A 23,509-nucleotide genomic window follows, 5' to 3' on the forward strand; every position below is an offset into this window, starting at 1 on the left:
ATGACGGCCACCACGCTCCAGACCGACCACCGGCCCCTCACCTTCCCGCCCGGCTTCGTCTGGGGGGCCGCCACCGCGGCGTACCAGATCGAGGGCGCGGCGCGGGACGACGGCCGCGGCCCCTCGATCTGGGACACCTTCAGCCAAGTCCCCGGCAAGGTCGCGGGCGGGCACACCGGCGACGTCGCGTGCGACCACTACCACCGGTTCCGCGACGACGTCGGCCTGATGGCCGGCCTCGGGCTGAGCGTCTACCGCTTCTCGGTGGCCTGGCCGCGGGTGCAGCCCGACGGCTCCGGCCCGGTCAACCCCCGCGGCATCGGCTTCTACGACCGGCTGGTCGACGAGCTGCTCCAGGCCGGGATCACGCCGTACGCCACCCTCTACCACTGGGACCTGCCGCAGACGCTGGAGGACCGCGGCGGGTGGACGGCCCGCGACACCGCCCTGCGGTTCGCGGACTACGCCGGCCTCGTCCACGACCGCCTCGCCGACCGCGTCGACACCTGGACGACGATCAACGAGCCGTGGGTGGCCGCGTACCTCGGCTACGCCGCGGGCGTGCACGCCCCCGGCCGGACCAGCGCCGCCGACGCCTTCCGCGCCGCGCACCACCTGCTCGTGGCGCACGGACTGGCCGCCCGGCGGCTGCGCGCCGGCGGGGCCGAGCGGATCTCGCTGACCCTGAACCTCGCCCCGATCGTCGCCGCCGGCGGCTCCGAACCGGACGCGGCCGCCGCCGACCTGGTCGACGCGCTGCTCAACCGGCAGTTCCTCGACCCGGTGCTGCGCGGCGCGTACTCCGAGCCGGTGCTGGCGGTGGCCTCCCGCGACGGCGGGCTCGACCACGTCCGCGGCGACGACCTGGCCGTGATCGCCGAGCCGATCGACTCGCTCGGCATCAACTACTACAACCCGACCTATGTGGCGGCCTCCCCCGGCACCCCGCCGAACCCCGTCTACCCCGGGTCCGAGGGCATCGCGTTCCCGCAGGCCGGGCCGCCGCACACGGCGATGGGCTGGCCCATCGTGCCGGACGGCCTGGGCGACCTGCTGATCCGCCTCAGCCGGGACTACCCGGGCGTGCCCCTCGTCGTCACCGAGAACGGCGCCGCGTTCGAGGACGTCCCCGACGAGGAGGGGCGGGTGCGCGACGACGCCCGCATCCGCTACCTCGACGGGCATCTGCGCGCCGCGCACGCCGCGCTCACCGCCGGTGCGGACCTGCGGGGGTATCTCGTATGGTCGCTTCTGGACAATTTCGAATGGGCCGAAGGCTACGGGAAGCGATTCGGGATCGTCTACGTCGACTACGCCGACCAGCGCCGCCTGGCCAAGGACAGCGCGCGGTGGTTCCGCGACGTCATCGCCCGCAACGGACTCGGGGGAAAGCCTGCATGAAACGTCCCACGCTGGAGGCCGTGGCGGCCAGGGCCGGGGTCTCCCGCGCCACGGTGTCGCGCGTGGTCAACGGGGCGGACACCGTGAACCCCGACATCCGCACGGCCGTACTGCGGGCGGTGGAGGAACTCGGCTACGTCCCGAACTCGGCGGCCCGCAGCCTGGTCACCCAGCGCACGGGGTCGATCGGGCTGGTGGTCTCCGAGCCGCCCGCCCGCGTCTTCTCCGACGACCCCTTCTTCTCCCAGGTCATCCGGACGGTGAGCCAGGAGCTGGAGGCCGCGGACCGGCAGGTCGTGCTCATGATGCCGTCCTCGCCGGGCGGGCAGGCCAGGGTCGAGCGGTACGTCGCGGGCGGCCACGTGGACGGCGTCATCCTGCTGTCCCTGCACGGCGCGGACCCCCTGCCCGCGGCGCTCCTGCGGACCGGCGTGCCGGTGGTGTCGCACGGCCGCCCGGTGTCCACGGCGAGGCCCCCCTACTGCGACGCCGACAACGTCGGGGGCGCGCGGGCCGCCGTGCAGCACCTGCTGTCCCGGGGGCGGCGGCGCATCGCCACCATCAGCGGCCCGCCCGACATGTCCGCGGGGCTGGACCGGATGGCCGGCTACCGCGAACTCCTGTCCGGCACCGGCCGCCGGTCGCTGGCCGCCATCGGCGACTTCACCCGCGAGTCGGGGGCGGCCGCGATGACCCAGCTCCTGGAGGACGATCCCGATCTCGACGCGGTGTTCGCCGCGAGCGACCTGATGGCGACCGGCGCCCTGCACGCGCTGCGGAGGGCGGGCCGCCGCGTCCCCGACGACGTCGCCGTCGTCGGCTTCGACGACATCGACGCCGCCCGCTTCACCGATCCGCCGCTGACCACCGTCCGCCAGCCGATCGCCGAGGTCGCCCGGACCATCGTCCAGATGCTGCTGGACGGGGTGGACCCCAAGGCCGACCCGGTGATCTTCCCCGTCGAGCTCATCGTCCGCGACTCCACCTGACCGGCACGGCTCTAGCCCGGCGGGGGGATCTCTCCCGAGCCCCGCTCCACCAGGCGGGTGGGGTTCAGGACGTGCTCGGGAGGGCCCGCGTGCCCGCCGATGCGGCGCTCCAGCAGCTCGGCGGCGCGGCGCCCCATCGCGGCGGGGTCGTGCGCGACGACCGTGACCGAGAGCAGGTCGGCCAGCTCGAAGTCGTCGAACCCCACCAGCGCGACCGGCCCGGCCGCGGCCCGGATCGCCCGCAGCGCGCCGGCCGTCAGCAGGTTGTTGCCGGTGAGGACGGCGGTCGGCGGATCGGGCAGGCCGAGCAGCTCGGCCATCGTCCGCTCGGCGCCCACCGCGTCCTGGATCATCATGCGGGCGATGGCCGGGTCCTCCGCGATCCCCCGCTCGGCCAGGGCGGCGAGGTAGCCGCGGTGGCGCTCGCGGGCGGTGAAGACCTCCGTCCGGTCGAGCAGGCAAGCGATCCGGCGGTGGCCGCGCGCCAGCAGGTGCCGGACGGCGGCGCGCGCCCCGCCGGCGTTGTCGGTGAGGACGGTGTCGACGTCGAGCGGACCGGGCTGGTCGATGTAGACCACCGGCGTGCCGTACTCGGCGAGCCGGCGGTCGGCGGCGCCCGACGAGACGATCAGCAGGCCGTCCACCCGGCGCTCGCAGAGGGACGCGGTGAGCTCGCGCTCCCGCCGGTACACGTGCTCGCGCAGGTGCCCGTCGCCGGAGCTGCCGAGGATCATCAGCCGTCCGGCCTCGCGGGCGACGTCCTCCACCCCGCGCGCCACCAGCGAGTAGAAGGGGTTGGCCACGTCCTGGATGACCAGGCCGATGGTGCCGGTCGGGCCGCCGCGCAGGGTGCGCGCCAGGTCGTTGCGGTGGAAGCCGAGGAGCGCGATGGCGTCGCGGACCGCCGCCTCGGTCTCGGGCCGGACGCCGGACTCGTTGTTCACCACGCGCGACACCGTCTTGAGGCTGACCCCCGCCGCCGCGGCCACATCGCGCATGGTCGGCCGCGGCGCCCCCCTGTTCATCATGACAACGATGTCACCATGACCGGGGGAAGTTTCGCCATGGCCGGATTCGGTCGTTGACGCGCCGGTGTCGGGAGATCACCATCCTGACAACGTTGTCATACGTCCGTGCGTCCCACTGAGGAGACACTCATGCTCAGACGCCGGCTTGCGGGCGGCCTCGCCGTCCTCCTGCTCCCCTTGGCCTCCGCCGCGGTCCCCGCCGCCACGGCGGCGCATGCGGCCCCGGACCTCACCTCGTACGTCAACCCGTTCGTCGGCACCAAGGACGGAGGTCCCGACTTCGGCCACGGCGGCGGGGCCGGGATGAACTTCCCCGGCGCCGCGGCCCCGTTCGGGATGATGCAGTGGAGTCCCGACACCGTCCGCACGTCCGGAGGCGGCTACAAGTACGAGGACGACCGGCTGCGCGGGTTCTCGATGAGCCACATCTCGGGCCCCGGCTGCACCGGCGCGCAGGACTTCCCCGTCATCCCGATCTCCGGGACGATCGGCGCCTCCCCCGCCACCCACGGCTCGGACTACGTCCAGACCTTCAAGCACGAGAACGAGCAGGCGAACCCCGGCTACTACGCCGTCACCGCCGACTCTGGCGTCAAGACCGAACTGACGGCCTCGACGCGCGCGGGCGTCGGCCGCTTCACCTTCCCGGCCGGCAAGCCGGGCACCCTGCTGCTGAACGTCACCGGCTCCATCAACGGCGTCGACGACGCCGAGGCGACGATCAGCGGCAACACGGTCTCGGGCTGGGCCAGGACGGGCGGGTTCTGCGGGACGTCCACCAAGTACTACGTCTACTTCCACGCCACCTTCGACCGCCCGATCACCGCGTCCGGGACCTGGAAGGACGACTCGGTCAAGCCCGGCAACGAGCGCGTCCGGGGCAAGTCGCCCGCCGATGTCCCGCAGTCGCCGCGCAAGACGAGCGGCCGGGTCAACAACGGCCGGGACGGGCGTCCCGTAGCCCCGTCCCAGCGCACCTTCGCCGGGGACGTGACCGTCAAGGGCCCCGGCTCCGGCGTGTACCTCCAGTTCGACGGCGGCGCGCCCGTCCAGATGCGCACGGGCCTGTCGTACGTGAGCATCGACGGCGCGAAGAAGAACCTCCGGGCCGAGATCGGCCGCAAGCCGTTCGATGCGGTGCGCACCGCCACGCGTGACGCCTGGCAGCGCCGCCTCGGGCAGATCAGGGTCGAGGGCGGCACGCCCGACACCCTCCGGACGTTCTACACCGCGCTCTACCACTCGTTCCTCCAGCCGTACGTGTTCGACGACGTGGACGGCACCTACACAGGGTTCGACTACCGCACCCACAAGGCCCCCAGGGGCCGCCACCACTACGCGACGTTCTCCGGCTGGGACATCTACCGCAGCGAGATCCAGCTCCTCGCCTTCCTGGCGCCGGACGTGGCGAGCGACATCGCGCGGTCGCTGCATGAGAACGCCCGCGCCATCGGCGACGTCTGGGACCGCTGGTCCCACCAGAACACCATCACCGGCGTGATGAACGGCGACCCGTACCACTCGATGATCGCGAGCGCCTACGCGTTCGGGGCGCGCGACTTCGACGCCAAGGGCGCCCTCGCCTCAATGGTGGCCGGGGCGGAGCGCATCGGGGCCAAGTCCGGGTACACCGAGCGGCCCGGGAACGCCTCCTATCTCAAGATCGGCTACGTGCCGGGCGACCCCGCCACGACCATGGAGTACAACCTGGCCGACTTCGGCATCGCCCAGGTGGCCGAGCGGCTCGGCGACAAGGCCACGGCGGAGAAGTTCATGGCGCGCTCGCACGGCTGGCAGAACCTCTACAACCCGCTCAACGGCTGGATCCAGCCGCGGTTCGCCGACGGCTCGTTCCTCAGCCCGTTCGACCCCGCGGACTCCAACTGGTACGTGGAGGGCAACGGCGCCCAGTACCACTGGATGACCTACGCGGACGTGAAGAGCCTGTTCAACGCGATGGGCGGGCGCGACGCCGCCGCCAAGCGGCTCGACGCGTTCTTCGCCGAGCTCAACGCGGGCCCGCACAAGCCGCTCGCCTACCTCGGCAACGAGCCCTCGCTCCAGTCGCCGTGGCTGTACGCGTGGGCGGGCCGCCCGTACCGCACGCAGGACGTCGTGCACCGGGCGCGCGCCGAGCTGTTCAAGCCGACCCCCGACGGCCTGGTCGGCAACGACGACCTCGGGACGATGTCCGCCTGGTACGTGTGGGCGTCGATGGGCGTGTACCCGGCGATCCCGGGCCGTGCCGAGCTGATGGTGAACGGGCCCGCCTTCTCCAAGATCGAGGTGCGGCGCTCCTCCGGCCAGAAGGTCACGATCAAGGCGCCGGGCGCGGAGACGTCCCGCTACATCCAGGCGCTCAAGGTGAACGGGAAGGCCACCTCGAAGGCCTGGCTGCCCGAGTCGTTCGCGCGGTCGGGCGGGACGCTCGACTTCACCCTCGGCACGTCGCCGAACACCGGGTTCGGGTCGGCCGAGTCGGACGCGCCGCCGTCGTTCACCGAGGGCGGTAAGAGCTACCTCACGGCGGTCGACCCGGGCCTCGTCCCGGTGGAGCCCGGCGGCAGCACCACCACGACGCTGCGCGTCCAGGCGCTGGCGTCGGGAGGCGAGGTCGAGTGGAAGGCCGCGCCGCCTCCGGGCGTCACGCTGACGCCGTCGTCCGGCACGCTCCGGGTCCCGGCGTCCGGCCACGCCGACCAGAAGATCACGGTCTCGGTGGCCGCCGACGCGAAGATCGACTTCCACACCGTGCCGATCTCGATACCCGGCGCCGGCGACGCGGGCCTCACCCTCAACGTGGCCCGCAAGGGGACGATCGAGTGGTACCAGAACAACGCCGGCATCTCCGAGGACGGCGCCTCCGGCATGGCCAACTTCGACGGCGGCGGCTGGTCGTACTCGGCCCAGGCGCTCGCCGCGGCCGGGCTGTCCCCGGGTGAGCAGGTGTCCTGGAACGGATTCACGTTCGACTGGCCGGCGCGCAGGCCCGGCCAGATGGACAACGTGCACGCGCAGGGGCAGACCGTCGAGCTGCCGGACGGGCTTAAGGCGGCCAAGCTCGCGTTCCTCGGCTCCGCGGGCAACGGAGACGCCCCGTCCACGGTGACGATCACGTACGCCGACGGGTCGACCCAGCGCAGCGAGCTGGCGTTCAGCGACTGGGCGCTCGGCGCCGACGCGTATCCCCCGCGCTTCGGCAACGAGATCGTGGCCACGACCCCCTACCGCAACAACGACGACGGGACGAGGGACGAGATCAACGTCTACGTCTTCGGTGCGACCCCGATCGACCTCGACCCGGCCAAGCAGGTGAAGAGCATGACGCTGAACGCTCCCGAGAGTGGAGGGTCCCTCCACGTGTTCGCGTGGGCGTTCGCATGACCTGGTGACCCCTGAGAGCGACGGGCCGTGCCACCGGGGGTGGCACGGCCCGTCGCCGTCGGCGCGAGTCTGAGCGGCAGAACCTAGGCGGCCGCGGGGTGGGAGGCCGGGAGCGCGCTGCGGGCGGCGCCGAGCAGGCCGGCGGTACGGCCGAGCTCGGACGGGACGACGGTCAGCCGCCGGACGTAGTCCAGCGTGAGGAAACCGGCCAGGTGCGCGCGCAGCGGCGCGAACAGCACCTCGCCGGCCGCCGCGACACCGCCCCCGATCACGACGCGGTCCAGGTCGCACAGCGCGCTCGTGGCGGCGATGCCGCGGGCCAGCGCCCGGGTGCCCTGGTCGAACGCGGCGAGCGCGACGCCGTCGCCCTGGGAGGCGTCGGCGGACAGGGCGCGGGCGTCGGCGCCCTTCCATCCCCGGCCGCGGGCCCACCGGACCATGGACGGGCCGCTGGCGTAGGCCTCGACGCATCCGGTCGCCCCGCAGGTGCAGGGCGGGCCCGCGGGGTCGGCGACGACGTGGCCGATGTGCCCGGCGTTGCCGCTCGGGCCCGGGTAGGACGCGCCGGCGAGGACGAGACCGCCGCCGACGCCCGTGGAGACGACGATCCCGAGCATCGACTCCACGCCGCGGCCCGCGCCGAGCCAGTGCTCGCCCAGCGCCGCCGCGATCCCGTCCCCGACCAGGACGGAGGGCACGCCGGGCACGATGGCGCCGACCAGGTCGAGCAGCGGGAAGTCGCGCCACGCCGGGATGTTCACCGGGCTCACCCGGCCGCGCCGCGGGTCGACCGGCCCCGCGGAGGCGAGCCCGACCGCGCGCGGAGCCGCGCCCTCGGACACCGAGGAGAGCAATCCGCGCATGGCCTCGTCCAGGAGCGCTTCGGTGGCGGGGGTGGCGACTTCGGCCTGCCGGTGCACCCGCCCGTCCGCGCCGACCAGGCCGGCGCTGATCTTGGTGCCGCCGATGTCCACCGCGAGCACGACGTCATGGTCCATGAACACTTCCTTGGTGGGAGCCCGGGATCGCTCTGGTCAGACCTCGAGGAGCGCCGAGAGCTGTGGCGAGTAGGTGGCGTGCAGGACGAGCGACGCCGCGCCGACCACGGCGGCGTCGGGGCCGAGGGGCGAGACCGCCGCTTCGGCGACCCGGACGTGGCGGGACAGCGGCCTGGACGCGAGGGCCTCGGTGACGGCGTCGAGGTAGAGCTTCTCGACGCGCCTGATGCCGTGCCCGCCCAGCACGATCAGGTCCACGTCGGCGATGTTGACGACGTTGACGGCGACGGCGGCGACGAGGTCGGCGGCATCGCCGATGACCGCGGCCGCGAGCGGGTCGCCCTGTGCGGCGGCGGTGAGGACCGCCTCGTGGTCGACGGCGGCCGGGTCGCGCCGGAACGGCTCCGCGAGCACGCTTCCGGCGGGCTCCTCGCCCAGCCTGCGCCGCGTCTCGGCGGCGATGGCGGCGGGGCTGACCAGGCTCTCCAGGCACCCCCGGTTTCCGCAGTAGCAGCGCGGGCCGTCCAGCCGGACGGAGGTGTGCCCGAACTCCGCGGCATTGAGCGAGCCGCCCCGGTGGACCTGGTGGCCAAGGATCAGCCCGCCGCCGATGCCGGTGCCGAAGAAGAAGTAGGCGAAGTCGGCGACCCCCCGGCCGGCGCCCGACCAGCGTTCGCCGATCGCGGCGGCGGTGGCGTCGTTGTCCAGCGTGACCGGCAGGCCGGTGGCCTCGCTCAGCAGCTGCTTCATCGGCACCCGCGTCCAGTGGGCGAGCTTGGGCGGCGCGACGACCATCCCGCTGTCCTGGTCGATCGGGCCGGGGCTGGCGAGGCCGAGGCCGAGCACGCGCTCGCGCGGCACGTCGGCCTCGGCGAGGACGTCGCCGGCCAGGTCCGCCATGGCCGCGACGACCTCGTCCGGCCGGGCGCCGGCGGGCGTCGGGCGGCGCTTCAGCACCAGCGGGTGCCCGACCAGGTCGACGACCACGCAGGCGAGCTCCACCGGGTCGAAGTGGAGCCCCACGGCGCTGCCGGCGTCGCTGTTGATCCGCAGGGTCGTGCGGGGCTTCCCGAGCCCCTCGACGCGGCTGGACCCGTCCTCGCGCACGATCCCCTCGTCGAGCAGCTTGCGCGTGATCCCGGAGACGGTCTGCGGCGTGAGCCCGGTGCGCTCGGCGATCTCGGCCCGGCTGATGCCGTCGGCGAGCTGGATCTGGTCGAGCACCACCGCCCGGTTGTAGCGCCCCACCTTGGGAAGGTTCGTGCCTGCTCGCCGCAACGAAGGTCCTTTCTGCCCGGCGCCGGTCCCCCTGACCGGCGCCGACTCCATTCTGGCCCGTGGCTTTGACTTTGTAAAACAATTGGATTTAAGGTGCTCTGGACGTAACGCGCGTCACACGCCGGCGGCCGCCGGGTCACGCCGGACCCTCCCGACCCACGGCCGCCGGCGACGCGAGACCATCGGAGAAGCTGATGTCAGAGGCACGCCGCGTCCCCCCGGGACCGGACACGCGCAGCCGTGGCGGGCTGCGGAGCGGGGGGCATCGGACATGAACCCCGCGAAGGACACGCGCCCCGGCGAGGACGCCGGTCCCGCCCCGTTCCTGCTGGAGATGCGTTCGATCACCAAGACGTTCCCGGGCGTGACCGCCCTGGCGGACGTCAACCTGGCGGTCCGCACCGGCGAGATCCACGCCATCTGCGGCGAGAACGGCGCCGGGAAGTCCACCCTCATGAAGGTGCTGAGCGGCGTGCACCCGCACGGCACCTACAGCGGGGAGATCGTCTACCGCGGCGAGGAGGTCAGGTTCGGCGACATCCGGGCGAGCGAGCACGCCGGCATCGTGATCATCCACCAGGAGCTCGCGCTGGTGCCGGGGATGTCGATCACCGAGAACGTCTTCCTCGGCAACGAGCCGCGGCGGGGCGGCGTGATCGACTGGAAGGGCGCGCGCCACCGCGTCCTCGAGCTGATGGAGCAGGTGGGCCTCAAGGAGGACCCCGACGCGTTCGTCAGCGACATCGGCGTCGGCAAGCAGCAGCTGGTCGAGATCGCCAAGGCGTTCGCCAAGGACGTGAAGCTGCTGATCCTGGACGAGCCGACCGCGGCCCTGAACGAGACCGACTCGCGGCACCTGCTGGACCTGCTGCGCGAGTTCAAGCGGCGGGGCATCACCTCGATCATGATCTCGCACAAGCTCAACGAGATCGCGGCCGTCGCCGACTCGATCACCATCCTGCGCGACGGGCGGACCATCGAGACGCTCGACGTCCAGGCCGACGGGGTCGATGAGGACCGCATCGTGCGCGGCATGGTGGGCCGCGAGCTGAGCGGCCGGTTCCCCGAGCACACCCCCGCCATCGGCGAGGTGTTCTTCGAGGTCCGCGACTGGACCGTGCGCCACCCCGTCTCCGCCGAGCGGCTGGTGTGCCGCGACTCCGGCTTCACCGTCCGCCGCGGCGAGATCGTCGGCTTCGCCGGGCTCATGGGCGCCGGGCGCACCGAGCTCGCGATGAGCCTGTTCGGCCGGTCCTACGGGGTCTGGGAAGGCGGGCACGTCTACAAGGACGGCAGGGAGATCCAGCTCAAGACGGTCGCCGACGCCATCAAGAACGGCCTGGCCTACGTGAGCGAGGACCGCAAGGCGATCGGGCTCAACCTCCTCGACGACATCAAGACCTCGGTCGTCGCCGCCAAGCTGTCGAAGATCGCCCGGCGCGGCGTGATCGACCGGGTCCGGGAGCACAAGGTCGCCGACGAGTACCGCCGGAGCCTGCGGATCAAGACGCCGACGGTCGACGAGGGCGTCACCAAGCTCTCCGGCGGCAACCAGCAGAAGGTCGTCCTGGCGAAGTGGATGTTCACCGACCCCGATCTGCTGATCCTGGACGAGCCGACGCGCGGCATCGACGTGGGCGCCAAGTACGAGATCTACGGGATCATCCAGCGGCTCGCCGAGCAGGGCAAGGGGGTCATCGTCATCTCCTCCGAGCTGCCCGAGCTGATCGGCCTGTGCGACCGGATCTACACGGTGTTCGAGGGGACCATCACCGGCGTGGTGCCGCGCGACGAGGCCGACCCCGAACTCCTCATGAAGCAGATGACCTCGACCAAGAAGACGGCGACGCCATGAGCCGATACCAAGAGCTGAAGAAGAACCTCTTCGGGGGTACCACCTCCAACGCCCGCCAGTTCGGCATGATCTTCACGCTGGTGGCGATCGTGCTGCTGTTCCAGGTCCTCACCGACGGCCTCACCCTGACCTCGGGCAACCTCATCGCGGTCGTCAGCCAGTACTCCTACATCCTGATCCTCGCCGTCGGCATGCTGATGGTGATCGTCGCCGGGCACATCGACCTGTCGGTCGGCTCGGTCGCCGCGTTCACCGGCATCGTGGTCGCCAAGGCGATGCAGGAGTACGACCTGCCATGGCCCGCGGCGATCGTGTTCGGCCTGCTCGTCGGCGCCCTCATCGGCGCCTGGCAGGGCTTCTGGGTCGCCTACGCCGGGGTGCCGGCGTTCATCGTCACGCTGGCGGGGATGCTGCTGTTCCGCGGCGCGAACCAGTACGTCGGCAACGCCGACACGGTGCCGGTCCCGGAGGGCTTCCGCAAGATCGGCGCGGGCTACCTGCCCGAGATCGGGCCCGACACCGGCTACAACAACCCGACCCTGCTGCTCGGCCTGGCCGCCTGCGCCGCGGTCGTCTGGCGGGAGTGGCGCGCCCGGCAGGTGCGGCAGCAGATGGACGCGGACCTCACCCCGCTGTGGGTCTCGGGGATCCGGCTCGCGGTGATGCTCGGCGTCATCGTCTTCACCACGCTGCGCTTCGCCGGCGGCCGGGTCGGCACCAGCCTGCCGATCTCCGGCATCATCCTGGCCGCCCTGGTGATCGCCTACTCGTTCTACACGCGCAACGCCGCCGGCGGCCGGCACATCTACGCGGTCGGCGGCAACGCCCGCGCCGCCGAGCTGTCGGGGGTGAAGCTCCGCCGGGTCAACTTCTTCGTGATGACGAACATGGGGATCCTCGCCGCGCTGGCCGGCATGATCTTCGTGGCCCGGTCCGCCGCCTCCGGACCGCAGGACGGCCTGAACTGGGAGCTGGACGCGATCGCGGCGGTGTTCATCGGCGGCGCCGCCGTCAGCGGCGGCCTCGGCACCATCAGCGGCTCGATCGTCGGCGGCCTGGTCATGGCCCTGCTCAACAACGGCCTGCAGCTGGAGGGCGTCGGCTCGGACCGGGTGCAGATCATCAAGGGCCTGGTGCTCCTGCTCGCCGCCGCGCTGGACGTCTACAACAACCGGCAGGGCCGCTTCTCGGTCATCGGATCGATCATGCGTCCGTTCCGGCGGGACGGCGGACCGTCGTCGCCACCGGACGCGACGCCGCCGCCGTCTCACGAGGCCGGCACGGCCGACAGGGCGGACAAGGCCGCGGCCGCCGGCTGACCCTCCCGCGGCCGACCGGCGGGCTCCACCGCCGCCGCCGCGGATCCACCCCCCGGCACGACACCGAGAAAGGTCATCCGACAATGCGCTCACTCATCACCAAGGCCCTGGCGGTCGGCGCGGCGGCCACGCTCGCGCTCACCGCCGCGTCCTGCTCCAACGAACGGGAAGGCTCCGGCAGCGGCGGGGACGGCGACAAGGGCTTCGCCAAGGACTCCCTCATCGGTGTCGCGCTGCCCGCCAAGACGTCCGAGAACTGGGTCCTGGCCGGCGACCTGTTCAACAGCGGCCTCAAGCAGGCCGGGTTCAAGGCGGACGTCCAGTACGCGGGCGCCTCGACCACGGTGGCCGACCAGCAGGCGCAGATCTCCTCGATGGTCACCAAGGGCGCGAAGGTCATCGTCATCGGCGCGACCGACGCCGCGCAGCTGTCCACCCAGGTGGCGCAGGCCAAGCAGTCCGGCGCGATCGTCATCGCCTACGACCGGCTCATCACCAACACCAAGGACGTCGACTACTACATCGCGTTCGACAACTTCAAGGTCGGCCAGTTGCAGGGGCAGGCCCTGCTGGACGGCATGAAGGCCAAGAAGGCGAAGGGCCCCTGGACCATCGAGCTGTTCTCCGGCTCGCCCGACGACAACAACTCCGCGGTCTTCTTCGACGGCGCGATGAGCGTCCTCAAGCCGCTCATCGACAAGGGCGAGGTCAAGGTCGGCTCCGGCCAGACGGACATCAAGCAGACCGCCATCCAGGGCTGGAAGGCCGAGAACGCGCAGCAGCGGATGGACTCGCTGTTGACCTCCACCTACAGCAAGAAGAACGTCGACGGCGTGCTGTCGCCGAACGACACCCTGGCCCGCGCCATCCTCACCTCGGTCAAGGGCGCCGGCAAGCCGCTCCCCGTCGTCACCGGGCAGGACTCCGAGGTCGAGTCCGTCAAGTCGATCATGGCCGGTGAGCAGTACTCCACCATCAACAAGGACACCCGCAAGCTCGTCGCGGAGACCGTGAACATGGTCAAGTCCCTGCAGGGCGGCGGAAAGCCCCAGATCAACGACACCAAGTCCTACAACAACGGCGTCAAGGTGGTCCCCGCGTTCCTGCTCCCGCCGGTCATCGTGACCAAGGAGAACGCCGGCCAGGCGTACGCCGACGACCCCAAGCTCGCCCCGCTCACCAAGTAGGCGGCCGGACGGTCCGGCGGGGCATCGGCCCCGCCGGACCGTCCGCCCGGCGAATCCGGGCACCGGCCGTCCGATCTCGTCCGAATTCGTCCGGCCGGTTGTCGGGAGGGTGGAACGCGCGTTCGATGCCGCTATGGTCGAGTTCGCGAGATCCAGCGAAGGTATGCGCGCCGCACAGGTCATCTCCGTCGGTCTGCTGGGCCCGTTCTTCGTGGCGGTGAACGGCCGCCCGACGGCGCCGACGGCCGGAAGGCTGCGCGTCCTGCTGGCCGTCATGGCCCTGTCGCCGGGCCAGGCGGTGACGGTCGACCGCCTCGCGGCGGCGGCGTGGGGAGAGGAAGACCGCCCGCACAACGTGCGGCGCAGCGTGCAGACGTACATCGCCCGGCTGAGAAGCCGGTTCGGCGCCGCGGCGATCGGTTCGACCGCCGGCGGCTATGTCCTGTGCACCGAGCCCGGGAACGTCGACTCCCTCCGGTTCCTCAACATCCTGAGCAGAGCCGGTACGGCGGCCACCGCCGAGGCCGAGCGCGCGTTGCTCGCCGAGGCGCTCGACCTGTGGCGCGGAGAGCCCCTGGAGGGGGTGCCGTCCGCCCGGCTCCGGGAATCGGAGGCGCCCTGGCTGCTCGAACGCTACCTCACCGCTCTGGAACGGCGGATCGACCTGGATCTCGCCGCCGGCCGGCACAGGGAGCTGATCTTGGAGCTGAGCGAACTGGCCGCGCGATATCCGCTGCGGGAACCCCTGTGGTCGCGCCTGCTCATCGCCCTCGGCCGGTCCGGACGCCGCGCCGACGCGCTGACGCGGTACGAGACGATCCGCACGCGGCTCTCCGGCGAACTGGGCGTGGACCCGGATCCGGACCTGCAGCGGACGTACATCGAGTTGCTGGCGCGGTAGCCGGTGGGCTCGGGAGCTTGGCAAGGTGTGCGGCCGCAGATAGCCTCTCCGCCATGCATCGCAGCCGCGTGGTCGGGATCCTCATCGACACCCCCGCCACTGAGGTTGGCGCGGCGGTGGACTTCTGGTCCGCGGCGCTGGGCGTTCCCGCCCGGCCCGCGCCGGGCGAAGAGCAGTTCACCGTCCTCGACCGTGCCGTCCCCGGTCTGTTCACCGTCGTCCAGTCGGTCGACGACGTGCCGCGCTACCACATCGACATCGAGACCGACGACCTGGCGGCGGAGGTCGCCCGCCTGACGGCGCTGGGCGCGGAACCGGAGTCCCGCTGGCAGGACGCCCACACACTGCGCGCGCCAGGCGGCCACCTGCTCTGCGTGGTACCCGTGCACAGCGATCCCGAGACGTTCGCCGGCTCGGCTCGCACCTGGCCGTAAGGCCGCTCCCGCCGAGGCCATCGTCCCGGGTGCCGGGCGAGCGGAAACCCCGCCATCCGGGTTCGGGTAGCCGTATGGGTATTTCTACCCTCCCCGTGCCCGCCGGTCCCGAGCATGCTGGTGGCAACGCAGGAACCGACCGCGACTCCAGCGCCGGGGAGAGCGAACCGGGTGCCGGTGTCAGCCGTCCCGCCATGTGCGCACGCACCCGATCACGCAAGCGCGCTCGCCGTCCGAGACCCTGGGCGGGTGCGGGCCCGGCCGGCACCGGGGTCGTGATCTCCGGCGGCTGCCGGAGCCGCCGTCCCGGAGGGGACACCGCCTACCGCGCGCCGGCCTGGTGTGCCCGCCGCGGCGGCGGTGCCCGGCGCCGTGTTCCCGACCCGTCCTTGGAGCGGCTTGATGACCCACAGCACGGAGAACTTCCCTCTCTGGGGCGATGTGGCCTCCGTCATGGTGGAGGAGCCCGGCCGTCTCGGCGCCGCCCGGCGGGCCGTCGATCGGGTGATCCGCGACATCGACGCCGCGTGCGGCGCCCGCCGCGACGCGGACCTGGCCCGGGTCAACGCCGCCGCCGGCCGTCCGGTACGGATCGGCGCCACCTTCCTCGCGGTGCTGTGGACGGCCCTGCACGCCTGCGAGCTGACCGGCGGGCTGGTCGATCCCCTCGTCCGCGCCGGCGGTGCCGCGAGCGGGACGGTCGTGATCGACGACCCGCCGGGAACGGTGACGATCCCGGCGGGGACGACCCTCGACCTGTGGGGCATGGCGGTGGCGTTCGCCGCCGACCGGGCCGCCGAGGCCGCCGCCGGGGAGGCCGGCTGCGGCGTCTGCGTCTGCTTCCCCGGCAGCGTCGCCACCGCGGGCAGGCTCCCGGAGGCGGGCTGGCCGGTCCACATGGCCGGCGGACACGGCCGGCCGCATCGCGACGAGCCCTGCCGCGGGCAGAAGATCGTGTTGCGGGCTCCCGGCCTGGCCACCTCGTTCCTGCCCGCGCCGGGCCGGCCGGCACGCCGCCTGCGGGCCACCCCGACAAGGCTGCCGCGCAGCGCTCCGCGCACCGGCCGCGCATGGCCCGCGGCCCACGAGCGGCGGCCGTGGCACGCGGTCTCGGTCATCGGCCTGTGCTGCGTCGCCGCGAAGGCCGCCAGCATCGCCGCACTCGCGGCCGGGAACGCCGCCGCCACGTGGCTGGGTTCCCGCGACCTGCGGGCGCGGATGGTGGACGCCGACGGCGAGGTGACCACCGTCGGGAACTGGCCCGCCTGCCCGTCCCGGCCGCCGGTGGCATCGAAGCGCCGGCCGGCCCTCAGTTGCTGATCGCGTAGGAGACGGCGGCGTCCAGGCTCAGCCTCGCACCCGAGTCGTAGGCCGCGTCGAACACCGGCCCCCCGAGTTCCCGGCGGGCCCGGGCATCGCAGTCCCGGTGGGAGCGCGTGAAGACCTGCAGCCCGAGAGGCGGGATGTCGAACGCCCGCCAGAGCCGGCCCGCCGCGCCCAGCAGCCGGGCGGCCCTGTCGTGGTGCCCCTGCGCGCAGGCGGTCCACGCGAGGGCCTCCAGACACTGGATCAGCCCCCACCGGTCGCTGATCTCGGTGAGCAGGGTGGCCGCCTGGCGCATCCTGGCCCCGGTCAGGGCCAGGTCCCCCTGCCACCAGGCCGCGTAACCCAGGGTGATCAGCGCGTACGCCTCGAAGATGTGCGCCCGGTGGGCCTCGGCCAGGGCGAGGAGCTCCTCCCCCAGGGCCGCGGCCTGCCCCGGGCTGTGGGCGGCCACGCCGAACGAGGCGGCATAGTGCAGGTTCACGGCGACGGCGTCCAGGTCGTCACGGGCGCGGTGACGGGTACGCGCGTCCTCCAGAAGCGCGAAGCCCCGGCCGGTGTCCCCTTCGGCCAGCGCCACCACCCCGCGGGCCTGGAGGCAGAACGCGAACGCCGCCTCGTCGCCGCAGCCTTCGGCGGCGGCGCCGCACTCGTCCGCACGCCGCCTCGCCGCGTCGAGATCGTTCTGGTAGGCGGCGAGCAGGACGTTGACCCACAGGCCCATGGCGCGGTCGCCGGCGGCCGGGCGCGCCAGTTCGATCGAGCGTTCCAGCCAATCGCGGCCCTCGTTGATGGCACCCGAGAGCAGCCACGCCGCCCACAGGCAGATCGCGATCCGCAATGCGGACGGGGCGTCGTGCCGAAGGCACAGATCCAGCGCCAGGCGCAGGTTCGGAATCTCCGCCAGTGTCGCCCGGTACCGATCGAACTCGTCGGGGACCAGCAGATCGATCCGGTTCTGCTCGGCCAGCCGCCGGTAGTGGTCGCGGTACCGCCGGTGCAGGGCCGGCGCGTCCCCCGGCGCCAGCCGCTCGCGGCCGTAGGCACGGATGCTCTCCAGCATGCGGTAGCGGCTGCGGCCGTCGCCGCGGACGCTGATCAGGACGGACTTGTCGACCAGCCCGGAGATCAGGTCGAGGATGTCCTCGGGTTCGAGCCCGTTGCCCGAGCAGACCGCTTCGGTGTCCTCCAGATCCGCCCCGCCGGGGAACACCGCCAGCCGCGCCCACAGCCGTTGCTCACCGGGCGTGCACAGCCCGAAGCTCCAGTCGATGGTCGCGTACAGGGTGCGGTGCCGCGGCAGCAGCGCGGTGTCGGGGCTGGCGAGCAGGTCGAAGCGCCGATCGAGCTCGCCCGCCAGCTCCCTCAGCGGCATCGTCCGCAGCCGCGCGGCGGCGAGTTCGATGGCCAGCGGGAGCCCGTCCAGGCGCCGGCACAGCCCGGCGACCTCCGGCGCCGTCGCCGCGTCCACCGTGAAGCCCGGCCGCGCCCGGGCCGCCCGTTCGGCGAACAGGGCGACCGCATCGCTGCGCAGGATCTCCTGGACGGCCGTGCCGGCCGGCGGGACGGTGAGCGGCGGCACCACCAGCACCTGCTCGCCCGCCACTCCGAGTGCCTGCCTGCTGGTGGTGAGGATCCGCAGCCGCGGCGCACCGCTCAGCAGCCTGGCGGCCAGCTCGGCGCACTCCTGCAGCAGGTGCTCGCAGTTGTCCAGGACGAGGAGGAGGCGTTTGTCGGCAAGGTGATCCACCAGGGCCGGCAGAGACCGCCGGCCCGTGTCGCGCAGTCCCAGCGCGGCCGCCACCGTCGTCTCCAGCAGGCGACCGTCACGCACCATGGCCAGATCCACGATCTGGACCCCGGCCGGGAACCGCGTCCGCAGCGTCGAGGCCACCTGAAGCGCCAGGCGGGTCTTGCCGACGCCGCCGACGCCGGTCAACGTCAGCAGCCGCGTGCCGGGCAGCAGGTACCGCGCCTTCGCGAGCTCCCGGACGCGTCCGACGAAGGCGGAACCGTCCGCCGCCCGGTCCGGCATGGTGCCGTGTTCAGACATGGCGCCCCGTCACCCGTCAGGCCCCGCCCCGGCGGCCCTGTCGTGATCGTTGATCCAGCCGGCGATCTGCACCCGCGAGTTGAACCCGAGCTTGTTCATGATGTGCTCGATGTGCCCCTCCACGGTGCGCTGGGAGATCACCAGTGCGGCGGCGATCCTCTTGTTGCTCTCCCCCTCCGCGACGAGCCGGGCGATCTGCGTTTCCCGGGGTGTCAGCGGGGAGGAGCGGCCGGCGTCGCGGTCCGGCGCGTCCGGGGCCGCGGTCTCCTGCAGCGCGTAGGCGAGCCCGTCCTCGCCGGGCAGCGCCGCGCCGCGGTCGAACTCCGTGCGGAACGCCGACGGGCCGAGCACCCGGCGGGTGTCGTCCACGCAGGCGTCGTGGTAACGCATCAGGTGCCCGTATCCGGACAGGACCGCGCCGACCGCCTCCCACACCGCCTGGGCGATCCCGAGCAGCCGGGCCGCCCGGGTGAACCGCCGCTCGCCGGCGGCGACCCAGGCCAGCACCTCCAGATTGACCCCGAGGCCCAGAGGATCGCCGAGCGCGCGGTTGAAGCGCAGGCTCTCCCGCTCCATCGAGGTGGCGCGGGCGGCGTCGCCCTGCCGCCACAGCTCCACCCCCAGGGCCATCATGGCGTACGCCCTGTGCCAGCCCTCGCCGTGCGCCTCGCACACCGCGATGCCCTGCTCGCCGATCGAGACGGCGAGCGCCGAGTCGCCCAGAAAGGAGTGCGCGAGCGAGAGCCTGATGAGCGCCAGCGCATGGCCGACCGGGTCCCCCGTGGCGGTGTGACGTTCCACCGCCTCCTTGTAGAGGTCGATCGCGGTGCCGGCGTCCTGCCGGAACATGGCGATCATCCCGCAGTACAGCGCCACGTAGCCCAGGATCTCCTCCCGGCCCAGCCGCTCCCCGATCGCCCGGCTCTCCCGCAGCATCGCGGCGGCGCCGTCCAGGTCGCCCTGAATGATCGCCAGCCAGCTGGTGGACCACAGCGCCCTGGCCCGGACCTCGGTCGCCGCGAGGTCCATGGCCAGCGCCCGGTCCATCCAGTCGCGTCCCTCGGTCAGGTAGAAACTGGTGATCCAGTGGTAGAGCAGGTCGGCGCCCATCCCCAGGGCGACCTCGACCTCGGCCGGGTCGGCGAGGCAGTACTCCAGCGCGGCGCGCAGATTGGCGTGCTCGACCCGGAGCCTTTCGAGCCAGGCCGTCTGGTCGGGGCCGAACAGCCTGCGGCGGCCCTCGGCCGCCATCCACCGGTAGAAGTCGCGGTGGCCGCGCCGGAACCGCGCCGACTCCCCGGATTCGGCGAGCCGCTCCCGGCCGTACTGCCGGATGCTCTCCAGCAGCCGGTACCGGACGACGCCCCCATGGTCCTCACGGCTCAGGATGGACTTCTCCACCAGGGCGGAGACCAGGTCGACGACCTCCGCCCGGGAGATCCGGCCGCCTGCGCACACCTCCTCGGCCGCCTCCAGGTCGCAGCCGCCGGTGAAGACCGACATCCTCGCCCACAGCACACGCTCCTGCTCGGTGCAGAGCAGGTGGCTCCAGTCGATCAGCGCGCGCAGCGTCTGGTGCCGGGGCAGTACCGCCCGCGATCCCCCGGTGAGCAGCCGGAAACGATCGTCGAGCCGCTCCAGCAGCTGCTCCACCGACAGCACCCGGAGCCGCACCGCCGCCAGCTCGATGGCCAGCGGGAGGCCGTCCAGACGCCGGCAGACCCCCTCCACCGCCGCCCGGTTGGCGTCGGTGACGGCGAAGTCGGGGACCACCGAACGGGCGCGGTCGGCGAATAGCTGCACCGCCTCCGGCATCGGCGGCGCCCAGCCCGCCCTGGGGGGCGGGTCGAGACCGCTCAGCGACAGGGGCGGCACCGAGAGCGTCTGCTCGCCGGAGATCCCCAGAACGTGCCGGCTCGTGGCCAGGATGCGCAGCTTCGAGGCCGAGCGCAGCAACGTCTCGGCCAGCACCGCGCACTCGTCGTGGAGGTGCTCGCAGTTGTCCAGGACCACCAGCGCGTGCTTGTCCCGCAGGCGCTCCACCAGCACGTCCATCGGCGGGCGGTGGGAGTGGTCCCTGATCTCCAGTGCCTCCATGACCGTCGTGACCAGCAGCTCCGGCTTCTCCACCTGGGCAAGCTCGACCATCCGCACGCCGTCCGGGAAGGCCCGCCGCACGGCCGCCGCCGTCTGCGTGGCGAGCCGCGTCTTGCCGACCCCGCCGACCCCCGACAGGGTCACCATCCGCGATTCCGACAGCATCCGTCTGACCTCGGCCAGCTCCCGGCGCCGCCCCACGAAGCTCGTCGTGTCCGCGGGCAGCCGCGCCGGCCGATGCCCGTTCGCCGCGCTCGATGCCGCTGGAGCCATCACCGCCTCGCACGGCCCGACTCGCACCTCGTCACACCCGATCAGCCACCACCCTAGTGACCCGGCTCGCCCATACACGGCCATGCACCGGTCAAAACGGTTCCATCGAATGCAACGACAGACGATCACGGCGGGTCCACGCCCGAGGCGCGGAGGTCTGCATCCGGACGTGCAGCCCGGGATGGGCCGCCGCGAGCACCAGCCGCCGGGACCCGCGCAGGACGAGCCGGACTTCGAGGCGGCGTTCGAGGCGGCGTTCGAGCGCGTCCACCGGCGAACGGCTCCGGTGGCGCCTCAGTGGGCGGTCATGGCCGGGCTGAACCTGACCGGCAGGGAGGCCAGGCGGCGGACCCAGAAGGACGGGAGCCACAGCAGCTCGTCGGGTTCGACCGCGAGCTCGATGTCGGGCAGCCGGTCGAGCAGCACCTCGATCGCCGTCCTGGCGATGACCTCGGCGAGCTCCGGGGCCGGGAAGGGGCATCCGTGGTCGCCGTGCCCGAACGACAGGTGGGCGCGGTTGCCCGCGCCCATGCCCTGCGCGGGCGGCTGGACCTGGGGGTCGGCGTTCGCCGCGGCCCACCCCAGGATCAGCATGTCCCCGGGGCGGATCCTGCGCCCGCCCAGCTCGCAGGCGTGCACGGCGAAGCGGCCGATGTTGTTCTGGGACGGCGTGTCCTCCCACAGCACCTGGTTGAGCGCCTGCGTGACGCTGCCGCGGCCGCCCTGGAGAGTCACGGCGAACTGGTCGTCGACCAGCATCAGCCGCAGCGTGTTGCCGATCCAGTGGCCGGTGGGCAGGTGCCCGGCGCTGATCATGGGGATCAGGTCGCTGACCAGCTCGTCGACGGTGTAGTTCGCGGAGTGCTGGAGCAGGCGGGACGTGACGTCCGGCCCGGGATGCGCTCTGCGGGACTCGGCCAGCCTGCCCATGGTCTTCTGGAGCCGCTGGTACGCCGAGACGGCGTTCTCGTCGGAGCCCGCCACGTTCTGGATGTCCCGCATCATGTCCGGCGCATCGGAGTCGGGGACGCCGAAGAGCCCGACCATCACCAGCGGCGGGAGCCGGTCGGCGAACTGGCTGCCGAGGTCGGCCTCGCCGTCCCCGGCGAACTCGTCGATCAGCTGGTCGGCGATGCGCTCGCAGCTGTTGCTCAGCTCGGTGCGGTCGACGGCGTCGAGCGCGTCGCTGATCGCCGCGCTGCGGCGCTTGTGGTCCGCGCCCTCGGCCAGCATCACCGACGGGTTCCAGCCCACGAACGGCAGCAGGGACCAGTTCTCGGGCACCATGTCCCAGGCGTTCCAGCGGCGGGTGTCGCGGGCGAACAGGCCGGGGTTGGACGTGACGTGGTTGACCTCCCGGTACCCGATCACGTACCAGGCGGGGATGTCGCCTTCGAGCAGGACGGGCACGACCGGGCCGTGCTCGCGGCGCATCCGCTCGAAGAAGTCCTTCGGCCGCTGGTCGAACTCCTCCCCGTACAGGCGGACGGCGTTCTCCTCGGCGGGCGGCCGGCCGGTCTCGTCGGTCACTGCGCTGCCTCCTGGAGTGCGGCGGGATCGTGGAGCGTGGTGAGATGCCGGACGAGCGCGATCAGCACGCCCTTGCAGGAGTCCCGGACCCGGGCGTCGCAGTCGATCAGCGGGACGTCCTCGGCCAGCGACAGCGCGTCGCGCACCTGGTCGAGCGACGGTTGCGGACCGGAGTCGTCGAAGCGGTTGACCGCGACGACGAACGGCATCCGGTGGTGCTCCAGCCGGTCGAGCGGGTAGAAGGAGTCCTCCAGGCGGCGCGTGTCCACCAGCACCACCGCGCCGAGGCTGCCGGAGAACAGCTGGTCCCAGATGAACCAGAACCGCTTCTGGCCGGGGGCGCCGAACAGGTAGAGCACGCGGTGGTCGTCCAGGGAGATCCGGCCGAAGTCGAAGGCGACCGTGGTGGTCCGCTTGTCGGCGACGCGGCTCGGGTCGTCGATGCCGACCCCGGCCTTGGTCATGACCTCCTCGGTGCTCAGCGGGCGGATCTCGGAGATCGAGCCGACCATGGTGGTCTTCCCGACGCCGAAGCCGCCCACGATCACGATCTTCAGGGCGTCCCGCGCGGTGCTGCGCAGCGGCACCCCGCCGGCCGGACCGGCCCCCGCCGGGTGGTCAGAGTTCTTGGAGTCCAACGAGCACCTGTTTCAACGTTTCCGGGTCGGCCAGGTGGGTCGTCGCGGTGGCCGAGGTCGGATGGCGGACGGTGATGTGGCCGGTGTCGCGCAGGTCGAGCAGCAGGATCTTCACCACGCTCACCGGCAGTCTCAGATGGGAGGACAGCTCGACCACGGCCATCGGCTGGTGGCGGCACAGCCGCAGGATCGCGACATGCTCGGACTGCATGCCGCGCGCCGGGTCGTTCTCGGCGATGACCAGCGTGACGAGGTCGAGGACGTCGCCGTCCACCCGGCTCCGCCCGCCGGTCACGGTGTAGAGCCGGTCGGGATCGTCGAGGTCCAGGGGCCGCTGGTTCATCTCGATGCGGCGGTGCGCGGCGCCGCGGTCAGATAGCCGCCGATCTGTTCCACGAGCTCGTTCATGCTGTGCCCGACGAGGCCGACGTCGGCGTCGTCGCGGGCCACGACGGCCAGGTGCGCCCCCTCGCCGGCGGGGATGATCAGCAGCAGCCCGCCGGCGAACTCCACCATCGACTGGCCGGCGCCGACACCGGCGCCGAACTCGTGGGAGGCGGTCAGGGACAGGCTCTGGATGCCCGAGGCGATGGCCGCGAGCTGATCGGCCTTGTCGTTGTCCAGTCCGTCGGTGTGGCAGATCTTCAGGCCGTCCCTGGACAGCACCAGGACGTGCACGATACCGGGGGCTCGGTCCACGAGGGACGCCAGGAGCCAATCGAGTTGGCGCTCGTCGCTGCTCATCGAGATCACGGGGCGGCACCGGCCGCAGACGCGCGCCCCTGCCTCCTATCTGTCGTTCCTGCCGGTCCGGGCGAGGA

Annotated in this window: 19 protein-coding genes; 9 read left to right on the forward strand and 10 right to left on the reverse strand. The window is 72.4% G+C overall.

The genetic code is table 11. The annotated features are described in order from the left end of the window. Complete coding sequence (locus BM339_RS21055) at window positions 1–1,401, forward strand: GH1 family beta-glucosidase (RefSeq protein ID WP_075021957.1); 1,401 nt, start codon at window positions 1–3, stop codon at window positions 1,399–1,401. After that, window positions 1,398–2,390: a LacI family DNA-binding transcriptional regulator gene (locus tag BM339_RS21060; protein WP_021592844.1), complete on the forward strand. Its 993-nt coding sequence runs from the start codon at window positions 1,398–1,400 to the stop codon at window positions 2,388–2,390. Before BM339_RS21055 ends, BM339_RS21060 begins: the two co-directional genes overlap by 4 nt. An 11-nt stretch (window positions 2,391–2,401) precedes the next feature. Here BM339_RS21060 and BM339_RS21065 read toward each other — a convergent pair whose 3' ends face one another. Further along, the gene (locus BM339_RS21065) at window positions 2,402–3,418 is read right to left on the reverse strand and encodes a LacI family DNA-binding transcriptional regulator (protein ID WP_033331045.1); all 1,017 of its coding nucleotides are present in this window, start codon (window positions 3,416–3,418) and stop codon (window positions 2,402–2,404) included. A 129-nt stretch (window positions 3,419–3,547) separates the two neighbouring features. Here BM339_RS21065 and BM339_RS21070 point away from each other — a divergent pair, with 129 nt between their 5' ends. Then, window positions 3,548–6,802 (forward strand): GH92 family glycosyl hydrolase, encoded by a 3,255-nt coding sequence (locus BM339_RS21070; RefSeq protein WP_075021958.1) that lies wholly within the window; start codon window positions 3,548–3,550, stop codon window positions 6,800–6,802. Window positions 6,803–6,885: 83 nt separating this feature from the next. On the opposite strand, the gene BM339_RS21075 is transcribed toward BM339_RS21070, so the two are convergent. Both BM339_RS21075 and BM339_RS21080 read right to left on the reverse strand, forming a co-directional pair. Next, on the reverse strand, window positions 6,886–7,800 hold the full coding sequence (locus BM339_RS21075) for an ROK family protein (RefSeq protein WP_075021959.1): 915 nt from the start codon (window positions 7,798–7,800) through the stop codon (window positions 6,886–6,888). A 36-nt stretch (window positions 7,801–7,836) separates the two neighbouring features. Next, a complete protein-coding gene (locus tag BM339_RS21080) occupies window positions 7,837–9,048 on the reverse strand; it encodes an ROK family transcriptional regulator (RefSeq protein ID WP_021592848.1) in 1,212 nt (403 codons plus the stop codon). Window positions 9,049–9,349: 301 nt separating this feature from the next. Here BM339_RS21080 and mmsA point away from each other — a divergent pair, with 301 nt between their 5' ends. From mmsA to BM339_RS21110, 6 genes are all read left to right on the forward strand, one after another. Next, window positions 9,350–10,933 (forward strand): multiple monosaccharide ABC transporter ATP-binding protein, encoded by a 1,584-nt coding sequence (gene mmsA, locus BM339_RS21085; protein ID WP_021592849.1) that lies wholly within the window; start codon window positions 9,350–9,352, stop codon window positions 10,931–10,933. Then, the gene (gene mmsB / locus BM339_RS21090) at window positions 10,930–12,252 is read left to right on the forward strand and encodes a multiple monosaccharide ABC transporter permease (protein ID WP_075021960.1); all 1,323 of its coding nucleotides are present in this window, start codon (window positions 10,930–10,932) and stop codon (window positions 12,250–12,252) included. The genes mmsA and mmsB overlap by 4 nt, the downstream gene beginning before the upstream one ends. A gap of 83 nt (window positions 12,253–12,335) precedes the next feature. Next, window positions 12,336–13,439 (forward strand): substrate-binding domain-containing protein, encoded by a 1,104-nt coding sequence (locus BM339_RS21095; RefSeq protein WP_021592851.1) that lies wholly within the window; start codon window positions 12,336–12,338, stop codon window positions 13,437–13,439. Between the two features lie 163 nt (window positions 13,440–13,602). Then, a complete protein-coding gene (locus BM339_RS21100; protein ID WP_075021961.1) occupies window positions 13,603–14,340 on the forward strand; it encodes an AfsR/SARP family transcriptional regulator in 738 nt (245 codons plus the stop codon). Window positions 14,341–14,393: 53 nt separating this feature from the next. Further along, window positions 14,394–14,774 (forward strand): VOC family protein, encoded by a 381-nt coding sequence (locus BM339_RS21105; RefSeq protein ID WP_021592853.1) that lies wholly within the window; start codon window positions 14,394–14,396, stop codon window positions 14,772–14,774. 402 nt (window positions 14,775–15,176) lie between these two features. After that, window positions 15,177–16,094 (forward strand): FAD:protein FMN transferase, encoded by a 918-nt coding sequence (locus BM339_RS21110; protein WP_075021962.1) that lies wholly within the window; start codon window positions 15,177–15,179, stop codon window positions 16,092–16,094. On the opposite strand, the gene BM339_RS21115 is transcribed toward BM339_RS21110, so the two are convergent. The 7 genes from BM339_RS21115 to BM339_RS21145 form a co-directional block, all read right to left on the reverse strand. Beyond that, the gene (locus BM339_RS21115; protein ID WP_143118539.1) at window positions 16,084–18,150 is read right to left on the reverse strand and encodes an ATP-binding protein; all 2,067 of its coding nucleotides are present in this window, start codon (window positions 18,148–18,150) and stop codon (window positions 16,084–16,086) included. The genes BM339_RS21110 and BM339_RS21115 overlap by 11 nt on opposite strands. Before the next feature lie 9 nt (window positions 18,151–18,159). Continuing rightward, complete coding sequence (locus tag BM339_RS21120; RefSeq protein WP_075021964.1) at window positions 18,160–20,520, reverse strand: ATP-binding protein; 2,361 nt, start codon at window positions 20,518–20,520, stop codon at window positions 18,160–18,162. A 91-nt stretch (window positions 20,521–20,611) separates the two neighbouring features. Beyond that, on the reverse strand, window positions 20,612–20,791 hold the full coding sequence (locus tag BM339_RS21125; RefSeq protein WP_075021965.1) for a hypothetical protein: 180 nt from the start codon (window positions 20,789–20,791) through the stop codon (window positions 20,612–20,614). A gap of 23 nt (window positions 20,792–20,814) precedes the next feature. Continuing rightward, window positions 20,815–22,050 (reverse strand): cytochrome P450, encoded by a 1,236-nt coding sequence (locus tag BM339_RS21130; protein ID WP_021592858.1) that lies wholly within the window; start codon window positions 22,048–22,050, stop codon window positions 20,815–20,817. After that, a complete protein-coding gene (locus BM339_RS21135; protein ID WP_024934850.1) occupies window positions 22,047–22,688 on the reverse strand; it encodes a GTP-binding protein in 642 nt (213 codons plus the stop codon). Before BM339_RS21135 ends, BM339_RS21130 begins: the two co-directional genes overlap by 4 nt. After that, window positions 22,669–23,031, reverse strand: a complete 363-nt coding sequence (locus tag BM339_RS21140; protein ID WP_021592860.1) for a DUF742 domain-containing protein — start codon at window positions 23,029–23,031, stop codon at window positions 22,669–22,671. Before BM339_RS21140 ends, BM339_RS21135 begins: the two co-directional genes overlap by 20 nt. Then, on the reverse strand, window positions 23,028–23,432 hold the full coding sequence (locus BM339_RS21145) for a roadblock/LC7 domain-containing protein (protein WP_024934849.1): 405 nt from the start codon (window positions 23,430–23,432) through the stop codon (window positions 23,028–23,030). Before BM339_RS21145 ends, BM339_RS21140 begins: the two co-directional genes overlap by 4 nt. Window positions 23,433–23,509 lie beyond the last annotated feature (77 nt).

The sequence above is a fragment of the Actinomadura madurae genome, assembly GCF_900115095.1.
Lineage (GTDB): Bacteria > Actinomycetota > Actinomycetes > Streptosporangiales > Streptosporangiaceae > Spirillospora > Spirillospora madurae.

Excerpts from the sequence above, each read along its gene's own strand:
- BM339_RS21055 (WP_075021957.1), top strand. The coding sequence starts at position 1 with ATGACGGCCACCACGCTCCAGACCGACCACCGGCCCCTCACCTTCCCG.
- BM339_RS21060 (WP_021592844.1), top strand. The coding sequence starts at position 1,398 with ATGAAACGTCCCACGCTGGAGGCCGTGGCGGCCAGGGCCGGGGTCTCC.
- BM339_RS21065 (WP_033331045.1), bottom strand. The coding sequence starts at position 3,418 with ATGATGAACAGGGGGGCGCCGCGGCCGACCATGCGCGATGTGGCCGCG.
- BM339_RS21070 (WP_075021958.1), top strand. The coding sequence starts at position 3,548 with ATGCTCAGACGCCGGCTTGCGGGCGGCCTCGCCGTCCTCCTGCTCCCC.
- BM339_RS21075 (WP_075021959.1), bottom strand. The coding sequence starts at position 7,800 with ATGGACCATGACGTCGTGCTCGCGGTGGACATCGGCGGCACCAAGATC.
- mmsA (WP_021592849.1), top strand. The coding sequence starts at position 9,350 with ATGAACCCCGCGAAGGACACGCGCCCCGGCGAGGACGCCGGTCCCGCC.
- mmsB (WP_075021960.1), top strand. The coding sequence starts at position 10,930 with ATGAGCCGATACCAAGAGCTGAAGAAGAACCTCTTCGGGGGTACCACC.
- BM339_RS21095 (WP_021592851.1), top strand. The coding sequence starts at position 12,336 with ATGCGCTCACTCATCACCAAGGCCCTGGCGGTCGGCGCGGCGGCCACG.
- BM339_RS21100 (WP_075021961.1), top strand. The coding sequence starts at position 13,603 with ATGCGCGCCGCACAGGTCATCTCCGTCGGTCTGCTGGGCCCGTTCTTC.
- BM339_RS21105 (WP_021592853.1), top strand. The coding sequence starts at position 14,394 with ATGCATCGCAGCCGCGTGGTCGGGATCCTCATCGACACCCCCGCCACT.
- BM339_RS21110 (WP_075021962.1), top strand. The coding sequence starts at position 15,177 with ATGACCCACAGCACGGAGAACTTCCCTCTCTGGGGCGATGTGGCCTCC.
- BM339_RS21115 (WP_143118539.1), bottom strand. The coding sequence starts at position 18,150 with ATGTCTGAACACGGCACCATGCCGGACCGGGCGGCGGACGGTTCCGCC.
- BM339_RS21120 (WP_075021964.1), bottom strand. The coding sequence starts at position 20,520 with ATGGCTCCAGCGGCATCGAGCGCGGCGAACGGGCATCGGCCGGCGCGG.
- BM339_RS21140 (WP_021592860.1), bottom strand. The coding sequence starts at position 23,031 with ATGAACCAGCGGCCCCTGGACCTCGACGATCCCGACCGGCTCTACACC.
- BM339_RS21145 (WP_024934849.1), bottom strand. The coding sequence starts at position 23,432 with ATGAGCAGCGACGAGCGCCAACTCGATTGGCTCCTGGCGTCCCTCGTG.